Source organism: Brevundimonas sp. GW460-12-10-14-LB2 (genome assembly GCF_001636925.1).
Lineage (GTDB): Bacteria > Pseudomonadota > Alphaproteobacteria > Caulobacterales > Caulobacteraceae > Brevundimonas > Brevundimonas vesicularis.
In genome coordinates, this window is sequence record NZ_CP015511.1 from 100914 (window position 1) to 112289 (window position 11376).

The 11376-nt window shown below is 66.8% G+C and carries 12 protein-coding genes; 8 read left to right on the plus strand and 4 right to left on the minus strand.

The genetic code is table 11. The features are described 5' to 3' along the window. Positions 1 to 18: 18 nt before the first annotated feature. The 6 genes from A4249_RS00565 (at position 19) to A4249_RS00590 (ending at position 4136) form a co-directional block, all read left to right on the plus strand. Complete coding sequence (locus A4249_RS00565; protein ID WP_091749647.1) at positions 19 to 354, plus strand: PadR family transcriptional regulator; 336 nt, start codon at positions 19 to 21, stop codon at positions 352 to 354. A gap of 26 nt (positions 355 to 380) precedes the next feature. Beyond that, entirely contained in the window at positions 381 to 1499 is a 1119-nt protein-coding gene (locus tag A4249_RS00570) for an HAAS signaling domain-containing protein (protein WP_066549905.1), read from the plus strand. Between the two features lie 72 nt (positions 1500 to 1571). Further along, a complete protein-coding gene (locus A4249_RS00575) occupies positions 1572 to 2273 on the plus strand; it encodes a hypothetical protein (protein WP_066549906.1) in 702 nt (233 codons plus the stop codon). Continuing rightward, entirely contained in the window at positions 2266 to 2475 is a 210-nt protein-coding gene (locus tag A4249_RS00580) for a helix-turn-helix transcriptional regulator (protein ID WP_017504712.1), read from the plus strand. The genes A4249_RS00575 and A4249_RS00580 overlap by 8 nt, the downstream gene beginning before the upstream one ends. Before the next feature lie 70 nt (positions 2476 to 2545). After that, positions 2546 to 3625 carry a bifunctional transcriptional activator/DNA repair enzyme AdaA gene (locus A4249_RS00585; RefSeq protein ID WP_231868735.1) on the plus strand — a complete coding sequence of 360 codons (1080 nt, stop codon included), beginning with the start codon at positions 2546 to 2548 and terminating at the stop codon, positions 3623 to 3625. After that, positions 3609 to 4136: a methylated-DNA--[protein]-cysteine S-methyltransferase gene (locus A4249_RS00590; RefSeq protein ID WP_066549910.1), complete on the plus strand. Its 528-nt coding sequence runs from the start codon at positions 3609 to 3611 to the stop codon at positions 4134 to 4136. Before A4249_RS00585 ends, A4249_RS00590 begins: the two co-directional genes overlap by 17 nt. Here the strand turns inward: A4249_RS00590 and A4249_RS00595 are convergent. Both A4249_RS00595 and A4249_RS00600 read right to left on the minus strand, forming a co-directional pair. After that, positions 4133 to 4978, minus strand: a complete 846-nt coding sequence (locus A4249_RS00595; RefSeq protein WP_082853988.1) for a tetratricopeptide repeat protein — start codon at positions 4976 to 4978, stop codon at positions 4133 to 4135. The two genes, A4249_RS00590 and A4249_RS00595, sit on opposite strands and share 4 nt — an antisense overlap. Positions 4979 to 5026: 48 nt before the next feature. Beyond that, complete coding sequence (locus A4249_RS00600) at positions 5027 to 5737, minus strand: LamG-like jellyroll fold domain-containing protein (RefSeq protein ID WP_066549915.1); 711 nt, start codon at positions 5735 to 5737, stop codon at positions 5027 to 5029. Between the two features lie 109 nt (positions 5738 to 5846). Between A4249_RS00600 and A4249_RS00605 the strand changes: the two genes are divergently transcribed. Next, positions 5847 to 6245: a host attachment family protein gene (locus A4249_RS00605; protein ID WP_017504716.1), complete on the plus strand. Its 399-nt coding sequence runs from the start codon at positions 5847 to 5849 to the stop codon at positions 6243 to 6245. Between the two features lie 37 nt (positions 6246 to 6282). On the opposite strand, the gene A4249_RS00610 is transcribed toward A4249_RS00605, so the two are convergent. Together A4249_RS00610 and ilvA are read right to left on the minus strand one after the other, a co-directional pair. Further along, positions 6283 to 8490: a methyl-accepting chemotaxis protein gene (locus A4249_RS00610; RefSeq protein ID WP_066549916.1), complete on the minus strand. Its 2208-nt coding sequence runs from the start codon at positions 8488 to 8490 to the stop codon at positions 6283 to 6285. 69 nt (positions 8491 to 8559) lie between these two features. After that, positions 8560 to 10074 carry a threonine ammonia-lyase, biosynthetic gene (gene ilvA, locus A4249_RS00615; protein WP_066554546.1) on the minus strand — a complete coding sequence of 505 codons (1515 nt, stop codon included), beginning with the start codon at positions 10072 to 10074 and terminating at the stop codon, positions 8560 to 8562. 190 nt (positions 10075 to 10264) lie between these two features. Between ilvA and nadA the strand changes: the two genes are divergently transcribed. Beyond that, entirely contained in the window at positions 10265 to 11356 is a 1092-nt protein-coding gene (gene nadA / locus A4249_RS00620) for a quinolinate synthase NadA (RefSeq protein ID WP_231868736.1), read from the plus strand. The last annotated feature ends 20 nt before the right edge of the window (positions 11357 to 11376 follow it).

Genomic DNA, 11376 nt, shown 5'->3' on the forward strand with positions numbered 1-11376 from the left:
ACGCATGGAGGTTGGCGGGTGAGCGAGAACGACGAGGCGCTGCTGTTCGAGAGCCTGCGGCTGGAGCTGCGGCGGGGGTCATTGATCCTGGCCGTGCTGGCGAGCCTCCGGCGCGAGCAATACGGCTATTCGCTGCGGGTCGCCCTGGGCGAGGTCGGGGTCGAGATGGAGGAGAGCACCCTCTATCCGCTGCTGCGCCGGCTGGAGAGCCAGGGGCTGCTGGACAGCGAATGGCGCGAGGAGGAGCGGCGCAAGAAGCGGTTCTACCGCCTGTCGCCGCGCGGGGAGGCGATGCTGGAACGGCTCGCTGTGGAATGGCGCGGCCTGTCGGCCTCGCTGGAGAAGATGCTGTGAACACCGGGAAAGAGGGAGAGACCGGCATGGACCTGGTCGAACGTTATCTGAAGGCCGTGGCGGCCCAGCTGCCGAAGGACAATCGCGAGGACATCGTCGCCGAGCTGCGCGACGAGATCATAGGCCGTCTTGAGGCTCTTGAGGCCCGTCTGGGCCGGGCGCCGACCGACGACGAGGTCGAGGCCCTGCTGCGCGAGGTCGGTCATCCGCTGAGCGTGGCGGCGCGCTATCGCCCTGGACCGCATGCCCTGATCGGGCCTGAGCTCTATCCCTGGTGGATGTTCGGGCTGAAGGTCGGGCTGACGGTCATGGTCGCCGTCACCCTGATCGGCCTGGCGGTGCGGGTTCTGGTCGGCGACGTCTATGTCGGCCAGGCGATCGGGCAGGGCATCTCCAGCCTGATCAGCGGGGCAATCACGGTCGTCGGGCTTCTGACCGCCGTCGGCTTCGTCCTGGAGCGTCAGTCGAAGAAGCCGGACTTCATCGCCAAATGGCGCGTCAAGGATCTGGGTGTGTTCGAGCTGGGCGGCGATTTCGATGCCGAACAGTGGACCGCCCAACGGATGGCCAAGGGCGAATGGTTCACCAGGGGCGCTGAAGGCGCCTCGAAGTCAGGCCGCGCCGTGCGCAAGAGCGCCGAGATGTCGCCCGTGGCCCGCGCGGTGGCCAGCGCCATCGGCTGGACCGTGGTGCTGCTGTGGTGGACGGGCCTGCTTCAGACGCGGCCGGTCTCGCCCGACGAGCTGTTCGGCGTGATCGACGGCGTCAACTACGGCCGCATTCTGACGGACATGATCAGCGTCGCCTATTGGCCGGTCGCCCTGTTCGCCGCCTGCCGCATCGGCTTCGACCTGATGCGGGCGGCGTCGGGCGGCAATGTGCGACTGACGGCGCTGGGCGACCTGGCGTTCGGTATCGCCGCCGCTTGGGGTCTGCTGTGGGTCTGGTTCTGGTCGGCGCTGTCGCCGCTGATCTGGGTCGGCAGCGTCACCGATTTCGTGGATCGGATTCGGGTTCTGATCGGCCGCTCCGGCGACGATGTCGGCGGGGTGGCGACGATCCTGATGGTCGTGGTCGTCTGGGCCTTCGCCGCAGAGGTGGTGCGGGTCATCCGGGCGGCGGCGCGACTGGTCGTCGGTCGATAAGGCGACATCTCCTCTTGACGGCGTGTAACCTATAGGTGATATGTCACCTCAAGGTTACTTCAGGAGGAAGTCGTGAACAAGGACGAAAACGCCGCGGTTCTGCGGGTGCAGTCGAGCCGGCGTCGATACTGGTGGGGCGGCGTCGCCATGCTCGTCATCGGCGCCGCCGCCTTGGCCGGCGGCGCCGGTTTCGCGCTCGTGCATGGAACGGAGGGCGATCAGGCGACGACCGCGGGCGTGGCGGCCGGCTTCGGTTTCGGGCTGATGATCATCGGCGCCATGATGGCCTGGTGCGGCCGCCCCGGTCAGCCGATCGATGTGGCGGAAAGCCGTGACGGCGCCCGCCGCGAAAAGCTGCAGCGGGGGCGTACGCAACAGCTGGTCCTCTATCCGTTGGTGCTGCTGCTGTTCATGGCTCAGGCGCATCTCGCCATGCAGAGGGTCCTGGGCGGCGACCACAACCTCGGCGCCTATGTGCAGATCCTGCTGCCGGTTCTGTACGGCTGGCTGATCCCTGTGCTCGTCATGGGCTGGGATTGGAATGCGCAGAAAAATCGCCGCTTGATGGAAGACGAGCTGACGCAGGTGCTGCGGGCGCGATCGATGATCCTGGCCTTCGTCGTGCTGATGGGCGGGGTGACCGTAGCGCTGGGTCTGGGTCTGTGGCGCGCGGACTATGGCGTGCTGGCTCTGCCCTATGTCCTGGCGCTGGGCGGGGCGTCAGCGGGTCTGCGATTCGCCTGGCTGGATCGCGAGGCCGGTCGCGATGGGTGATCCCAGGCTCGGCTCGCGGCTGAAGGAGGCGCGCACCGCCGCAGGCCTGACGCAGCAGGGGCTGGCCGACAAGGCCAGCGTCTCGCGCAAGACCATCAATACGGTCGAGAACGGCGTCTTCGTGCCCTCGACCGTGCTGGCCCTGGAACTGGCGCGGGCCCTGGACACGACGGTGGAGGCCTTGTTCTTCCTGAGAGACTGATCCGATCCATGTCCGAAAACCGCGAGACATCGTCGGGCGGGCGGCGCATCCTGCGGGCATGGATCAGCTGTTGGATCAGAAGGCCTGCTGGCGCGCCGTCGTGGCGCGGGACGCCCGTTTCGACGGGCGTTTCTTCACCGGCGTGACCTCGACGGGCATCTACTGTCGGCCCGTCTGCCCGGCGCGGACGCCGAAGCGCGAGAATGTGGCCTTTCACCCCAGCGCCGCAGCGGCCGAGGCGGCTGGCTTGCGGGCCTGTCTGCGGTGCAGGCCCGAGACGGCGCCGGAAATGGGCGCCTGGCGCGGCACGTCCAACACTGTAAGCCGGGCCCTGGCCCTGATCGAGGCGGGGGCGTTGGATGTCGGCGACACGGACGCACTGGCGATACGGCTGGGCATGGGCGAGCGGCAGCTGCGCCGCCTGTTCCGCCAGCATCTGGGCGCGGCCCCGGTCAGCGTGGCCCAGACGCGGCGCGTGCTGTTGGCCAAACAGTTGATCCACGAGAGCACCCTGTCGATGGCCGAGGTGGCGATGGCGTCGGGTTTCGGCAGCGTACGACGATTCAATGAGACGTTTCAGGCCCTGTATGGGCGCGCACCGTCCGACCTGCGGCGTCGCAAGGTCGAGGCGGAACCGGGCGGGGTGATCAAGATCGGTCTGTCCTACCGCCCGCCCTATGACTGGGACGCCATGATGACGAACTTGGCGACGCGCGATGTCGCGGACGAGGCGGTGGTGGACGGCGCCTGGACGCGGCGGCTTCGGTTGGACGTGGACGAAACCGATGGCGCGGTGACGGTTCGGCCGGCCGGTGAAGGCAAGGCGGCGGTCGAGGCGCGGATCGACAATCTGAAAGCCTTGCCGGGCGTGCTGGCGCGGGTGCGGCGCGTGTTTGACCTCGCCGCCGATCCCGAGGCGATCACGCGCGACCTGTCGGCCGATCCCGTTCTGTATGCCGCAATCAGGGCTAGGCCGGGGTTGAGGCTTGCGGGCCACTGGATCGATGCGGGTGAGGATGCGCCCAGCGACCGGCTGACGACGACGGACGCCGCGCTGCTGGCGCGCGCCGAGCGGTGGCGGCCGTGGCGGGCCTATGGCGCACTCTATTGCGCCCTGAGCGAGGAACGGCGAAATGACCGAGCAGCCTGACATGCATCTGACCCTGGATCGCATCCCGTCCCCGGTAGGCGAGGTGCTGGTCGTCACCGACGCCGACGGCGCGGTGCGCGCGCTGGATTTCCACGACTACGAAGCCCGTCTGCGCCTGCTGCTGCGCCGACACTACGGTGAGGTCGTGCTGACCGAAGGCCGCGCGCCGGAGCCGGTGCGTCGGGCGGTCGAGGCGTGGTTCGGCGGCGACCTGACCGCCTTCGACGCCATCACGGTCCGCACCGGCGGTACGGATTTCCAACGCGCGGTGTGGAAGGCGTTGCGCGACATCCCGACCGGCGAGACCCGCACCTATGGTCATCTCGCTGCGGCCATCGGCGCGCCCAAGGCCGTCCGCGCCGTGGGTCTGGCCAACGGCGCCAATCCGGTCGGCGTCATCGTGCCGTGCCACCGTGTAATCGGAGCGAACGGGACGCTGACCGGCTATGCGGGCGGCCTTGAGCGCAAACGCTGGCTGCTGGCGCATGAAGCGGGCGGTCGGCTGCTCTAGCGGATGGGTGGAGCAGGCGTCAGCGAGAGTGGTGAGAGCACTTGGGGCGCAGTAGGCGATGCGCCACCCTTCAGCTCAGCGATATATTCCAGTTCGCGTTTGGCGTTTGCGTCGTCGGGATCGATTTGAAGCGCAGCCTCATAAGCGGCCTTCGCCTCGTCCAATCGACCCAGTTCGATCAGGCTGAAACCGCGCCGGCGATGGAACGGGCCACGATGCAAAAGCATCAGCATATCGTCGTCCGCCAATGCGGCGTCAGCCAGAACCAGGGCGTCGTTCCAACGTCCCAACCCCTGCAGGGCGGCGGCCTTTTCGACAAGCAATAACCAGTTTTTCGGCTGTACCTTCAGCACGCGATCCAGATAGCTGATGCCTTCTTCGTACCGACGCGCCTCGACGGCTTCCGAGGCGAGCATCAGGGCGATGTCGCCGTAGACATTGGGCAGGGCCGTCGCGCCCGTTGCGCCGCTTCCATTCTTGCCGGCGGCTGCCGACAGGCCGACCATCATCATCAGCACGTCGCCGGGATCGGAGACTCTCACAACGTGCTGGCCTGCTTGCTCGACCAACTGTCCATAATCCGCAGGCATCCGATCCAGCGCTTGACGGAGCGCGGGAAGACGCCGGGCGAGAGCGGAATAGCCCCTTTGTTGAAAGTCAGTGTTGGCCTGAACGAACAGGTCGTGATCTCGGGATTCCTGGCGCGACATCTGTGGCGTAGCGGCGACGGCCGCCGCGAGAGCTGGCGCGGGCGGCGTCATCAAGGCAGCTGTCAACAGCGCCAGTGCTGCAGCCAAAGTTCTCAGCATGATTTTTTCGCTCCCCATCGATCGTCTGACCATAGGCGCAACCTGGACGATTTGGCGAGGCTTAGCGCGCAGCGCCTGTCGTTAGCCCCGCGTGAACCGTTCAGGCGGCAGGGCGGCGTGGGTGAAGCGGGCCTGACGCACCGCGCCTTTGAAGTAGTTCACGCGGTTGATGCGGCAACCGACCGAGGCCCGGCCTGGCCCTTGCGGCTTGAACGGCACGGCATGTTCGCCTTGCAGGACGCCGTCGACATAGGCCCGGTACAGGACGCCGTCGAAGGTTTGCGCGACGTGGAACCACTGTCCGCACGGATGGAGCCGCTCGGGGAAGATCAGGGTGTGGTTGTAGCCAGACCCGCGCGTGAAAGCGTCCAGGTACCAGCGGTCCTGAACCACGCGGATCTCGAACAGGAAGCGCGTCTGCGACGGCGGCTGGCCGGCCGGCGCCTCTTCGGCGAGATGAAACCAGCGTTGCTCGAATGCGCCGCCGTCGGGTCGGAACAGGGCTTCGAAGGTGAAGGTTTCGGCCCCGGCCAGCGGATGCTGATCGATGAACAGGGCATCGTCCACGCCGTCGAACTGAACCGCTCGGCCGAACGGACTATCGATCAGGATTGGTGCACCCTCCACGCGGGTCTCGATCTCCCCGATGTTGGTCAGGCGATCGAAGGTCCACACCGTCTGGCGCGGCGATGCAGCCGTCATGGTCGCGCACCCCGGCAGGATCGCAGCCGCGGCGCCCGATGCGCCCAAGGCCATCAGGCGGCGGCGGTCCAGCGGCAGGACGTCAGGCATGGTTCATCTCTCGGCGGTTTTGTCGCGCGACACTATGGGATCGGCGGCCCGAGGCAACGGCCTGCGTCCCGGTTCGTTGTCTCGATCCCTACACACTGGAGTATCGACGATGAAACTTTCCAATGGCGCGCTGGTGGCGGTGGTCGATGGCGAGAAGCTGGCCCTGTTCAAGAATACGAACGCTTCGGACATCAAGCTGACGCCGCTGGAAACGCCAGCCATCGCGGATCGGGTGTCGGGTTCGGCCGGCCGCCGATCCAATGAGGCGAACCCCGACAATGACACCCAGGCCGAGGACGGTTTCGCCATGGGCGTCGCCGAGGTGCTGAACAAATGGTCGGTCACCAACAAGATCGACGAACTGCTGGTGATCGCCGCGCCCAAGACGCTGGGCGAGCTGCGCAAGCATTGGCACAAGGACCTTCAAGCCAAGCTGGTCGGCGAGATCGCGAAGGATCTGACGGGCCATTCCAGCGATCAGATCGCCGCCGCCATCGACAAGGCGTGAAGACAGACGGGCGCTGTGCGTGGCGCCTGTCGCCTGATCAGGCGGCGCGTCTCGACTGCGTTGTCTGACCCAGATCAAAGCGACTGATCAGACCCTCCAGTTCGCCGGCCTCGTTCGTCAGGGCGTGGCTGGCGGCGGTGGATTCCTCGACCATGGCGGCGTTCTGCTGGGTGAACTGGTCCATCTGATTGATCGCCACATTGATCTCGCCGATGCCGACCGACTGTTCGCGCGTCGCGGCGGCGATGGTGCGAACCAGGGCGTTGGCCTCCGCCACCTGGACAGCGATGGCGCTGAGGCTGTCGCGCGTCAGCGACACCTGATCGGATCCGCGCTGCACATTGCTTTGCGACAGGGCGATCAGCGCCTTGATCTCCTTGGCGGCGCTGGCTGACCGTTCGGCCAGGCCTCTTACCTCGGAGGCGACGACGGCGAAGCCGCGTCCGGCTTCCCCGGCCCGGGCGGCCTCGACGCCGGCGTTCAGGGCCAGAAGGCTGGTCTGGAAGGCGATCTCGTCGATGACGCCGACGATCTGATTGATCTGGGTCGAGGACTGCTCGATCTCCGACATGGCGCCGATTGCGTCCTGCACGACGGCCTCGCCCTTGTCCGCCGCCGCCTGAGCGGCCTGGGTGATGTCGCGGGCGCGCTCGGCGTTTTCGGCGCTGCTGCGCACCGTCTGCGTCAGCTCGTCCAGCGCAGCGGCGGTCTGCTCCAAACCCGCGGCCTGTTGTTCAGTGCGGCGCGACAGGCTGTCGGCGGCGGCGGCGATGTCCTGGCATCCGCCGCGCATCGACTGAGCCGTGGTCCAGATGCCGGTCATCGTCGTGTGCAACTGATGCAAAGCGGCGTTGTAATCTTCCGGGATGCGACGCGTGTCGGCGGTGAAGCCCGCCTCCGGCATCCGCCAGGCCAGGTCGCCGGCGGCGAGGCGCGACAGACCTTCTCCCAAAGTCTCGACCGCGCGGGTTTGCGAGGCGGCGAAGAGCTCCGTCTCCTCGGCGTGCCGGCGACGATCGGTTTCGGCGGCCGCACGTTCGCGCTGTTGCTGGTCGCGCCGCGCCAGACCGTCCGCAAGCTCAAGCCGGAACCCTTCGAGCGCCCGCGCAATCTGGCCCAGTTCGTCGGCCTTGTCCGCACCGGCGACGGGAATGTCATAACGTCCTTCGCTCATGGTCCGAACATCCGCCGTCAGACGCGCAAACGGGCGCCGGATTAAACGGTCGCTGGTGATCAGCAGGGCGACGATGATGGCGGCGATGATCAGAACACCGCCGACCAGCAGCATCAAGGCCAGCTGCCGCGCCGGGGCCTCGATCGTCGCGACGGGAATGTCCAGCACGACGGCCCAGGTCGCCTTTTGGCCGGGCAGGATCACAGGCTGGACCAGGCGCCGAACCGGCTCGCCGTTTACGCTGACGCCCTCGACCGCCTGGGCCTGACGTTCGGCGATGACATTGCGCACGATGTCCGCGCCAGCGTCCGCATAGGCTTGACCTCGCACGGCGGTGTCCGGATGGGCGACCCAGACGCCCTTGTTCGACACCAAGGTCACGCGGCCCGTGCCCAACGGCCTCATCGCCGCCAAGCGCTGCGACAGGTTGGCCAAGGTGATATCCAGGCCCGCGACGCCGATGATGCGGCCGTTGGCGCGCACCGGATAGGCGACCGAGGTCATCGCGACCTTGCCGCCGCCAATGCTCTCTTCGTACGGTTCGACCACGACCGGCGCGCCGCTGGCCATCGGCTCGGTGTAATAGGCCTGTTCAAAGTCTGAGCCGTCAGCCTCAGGCTCGAGGGAAATCTGACCGTCGCGGCGCACCCAATAGATGGAAAGTCGTCCGTTGACGTTCGAACTGGTCGCCGCATCACCAATGTGGGCGGCGTCGGCGCCGACGGCGTCCGGGGCGGCCATGAACCAGGCGCCCATGACCTGATCGGTGGCTTCGGCGTTCGGCTTGACCAGGCCCATATAGGCGGTGCGGTCGGTCAGTCCCGTCTGTAGTGCGGCGCCCAAGGTTGCGGCCAGGGTCTTGGCGCCCGTGCCGGCCGAGACGATCTCGTTGCGGATCTCTTGCGAGGCCTCTTGCGCAGCGCTTTCGGCGTATCGGCCGGCCATGTCGCGAACGATCGCGCCGGAATAGGCCGTCACGCCGATGGCCGCGACGATCATCAAGGCGCCGATGGCGAGCCCCGCCACGACGGCGAGCTTCAGGGCGATGGACAGGCGATTGAACGAGAACATGACAGGCTCCGTAGGCCTGTCACTATGCATCCGCGCCCGCAAACACCCGGTTAAGGGCGCACTACGTAGTTACGCGCCGTCCAGGAACAGGCGGCACGCCGGATTGGCGGTCTCATCAACGTAAGGGTAGCCCAGATTGGCCAGGGCGGCGGTCAGATGATCCTGTTCTTCGGGCGGCACGCTGATGCCCGCCAGCACCCGGCCGACGTCGTCGCCGTGGTTGCGATAGTGAAACAGCGTCAGGGCCCAGGCGGGCTGGAGGCTGTTCAGAAACCGCAGGAAGGCGCCGGGACGTTCGGGGAACTGGAAGCGCAGGATACGCTCGTGGGGCAGGCCGACGGTGCGGCCGCCGACCATGTAACGGACGTGCAGCTTGGCGGTCTCATTGTCGCTCATGTCCTCGACGGCGTAGCCGCCGGTGCGGAGGCGGGCGATCAGATCGTCGCGCTCGTGAGTGCCGTTTCGTAGGGCGACGCCGACGAAGATTTGCGCCTGCCCGTCGCCGGACCAGCGATAGTTGAACTCGGTCACCGAACGGCCGTCCAGGTCGTCGAGAAAGCGGCGATAGTCGTCGCGGTCGTCCTTCATCGCCACGGCCAGCAGGGCCTCGGCGCCCTCACCGATCTCGGCCCGCTCGGCGACATGACGCAGGCGGTCGAAGTTCAGATTGGCGCCCGAGTTGACGGCGATCAGACTGCCTCTACCGGGATGGGCGGCGGCCCAGGCCTTCAGCCCCGCCAGCGCGACGGCGCCCGAGGGCTCGGCGATGGCGCGGCTATCGTCGAAAATGTCCTTGATCGCGGCGCAGATGGCGTCGGTGTCCACCAGCACGATCTCGTCCAGCAGATCCTTGCACAGCCGGAACGTCTCGGTCCCGGCTCGACGCACGGCGACGCCGTCGGCGAACAGGCCGACCTCGTTCAGGGTCACGACCTGACCCGCATCGATGGCGGATTTCATCGTCGGGGCATCCACCGGCTCGACGCCGATGATCCGGGTCTCGGGACGCAGGAATTTGACGATCGCCGCCACCCCGGCGGCCAGGCCCCCGCCGCCGATAGGCACAAAGATGGCTTCGATCGGATCGGCGTGCTGACGGGCGATCTCGAGGCCCACCGTGCCCTGGCCCGCGATGACATCGGGGTCGTCGAAGGGATGGATGAACGCCGCGCCGGTCCGGCCCTCAAGCTCACGGGCGTGGGCGTAGGCCTCGTCGAAGCTGTCGCCGTGCAGAACCACGTCGCCGCCCAGAGCGCGAACGGCCGCGACCTTGATGCCGGGGGTGGTGGTGGGCATGACGATGGTGGCGGGGATGTCGCGACGTGCGGCCGCCAGGGCCACCCCTTGCGCATGATTGCCCGCCGAGGCGCAGATGACGCCCCTGGATAGTTCGTCCTCCGACAGGCCGGCGATCTTGTTGTAGGCGCCGCGGATCTTGAACGAAAAGACCGGCTGCAAATCCTCGCGCTTCAGCAGGACGGGCCGGTCGAGCCGGGCCGACAGGCGGCGCAACGGGTCGAGGGGCGTTTCCTCCGCCACGTCATAGACGCGGGCGGTGAGGATGCGGCGGATGGTGTCCTGCATGGAAATGCTGCGGATAGGCGCTTGGAAGCAAAGAAGTGGGCTGCCGTCTAGGCGATATTCGCCGAAATGGGAACGGTTTTTGCAAATCTTTGTCTTCGGTGGCGGATAGGAGGCGGCATGCATTTCCTCTTGCACAGCGCCCGCATAGGCCTACATTGCGCCTGCTTATGCTAAATGTGAGCATAAGGGTATGGAGATGATCATGGCTGACGGCGCCTTTGGTCTGACGAAAGAGCTGGCGCGGCAAACCGCCGGGGTGTGGGCCAAGGTCAAGGACCACGTCACGCCTTTGGAGTGGCCCGAACAGGCGCGCCTGATCAGCGAGATCAACCGGCTGAAGCGTGAACGCGACGCCGTAATCCTGGCCCACAACTATATGACGCCCGAGATCTTCCATGGGGTCGGGGACTATGTCGGCGACAGCCTGGGCCTGGCCAAGGAGGCCGCGCGGTCGGACGCAAGCGTGATCGTCCAGGCGGGCGTTCACTTCATGGCCGAGACGTCCAAGATCCTGTCGCCCGAGAAGACCGTGCTGATCCCCGACCTGCGCGCCGGGTGCTCGCTGGCTTCATCGATCACCGGGGCGGATGTGCGGCTGATCAAGCAGCGCTACCCCGGTCTGCCGGTCGTGACCTATGTGAACACCACCGCCGATGTGAAGGCCGAGACCGACATCTGCTGCACCTCCGCCAACGCTGTTCAGGTGGTGGAGTGGGCGGCGAAGGAATGGGGCGTGGACCGCGTCATCCTGATCCCCGACGAATATCTGGCGCGCAACGTCGCGGCCCAGACGACGGTCGGCATCATCGCCTGGAAAGGTCGCTGCGAGGTGCATGAGCGGTTCACGGTGGACGACATCGCCGAGATGCGCGCCGCCTATCCGGGGGCCGAAATCCTGGCCCATCCCGAATGCCCCGAAGACGTGCTGGCGGCGGCGGACTTCGCCGGCTCGACGGCGGCGATGACCGACTACGTCGAGGCGCGCCGGCCCAAACAGGTGGTGATGATCACCGAATGTTCGATGGCCTCGAACGTCGCTGGCGACGTGCCGGGCGTGCAGTTCATCGGCCCGTGCAACCTGTGCCCGCACATGAAGCGGATCACGCTTCAGAACATCCATGACTGCCTGCTGCACATGCAGTTCGAGGTCACGGTGCCGACGGACATGATCGAGCGTGGACGCCTGGCGGTGCAGCGAATGATCGACCTGCCGCCGCCCGCCATTCCCGCGCGCTACGATCTGGTCAAGGCGCGCCACCACGTCGATGTGGAGCTGATCTGAGCGTGACGCGGCGATCGGTC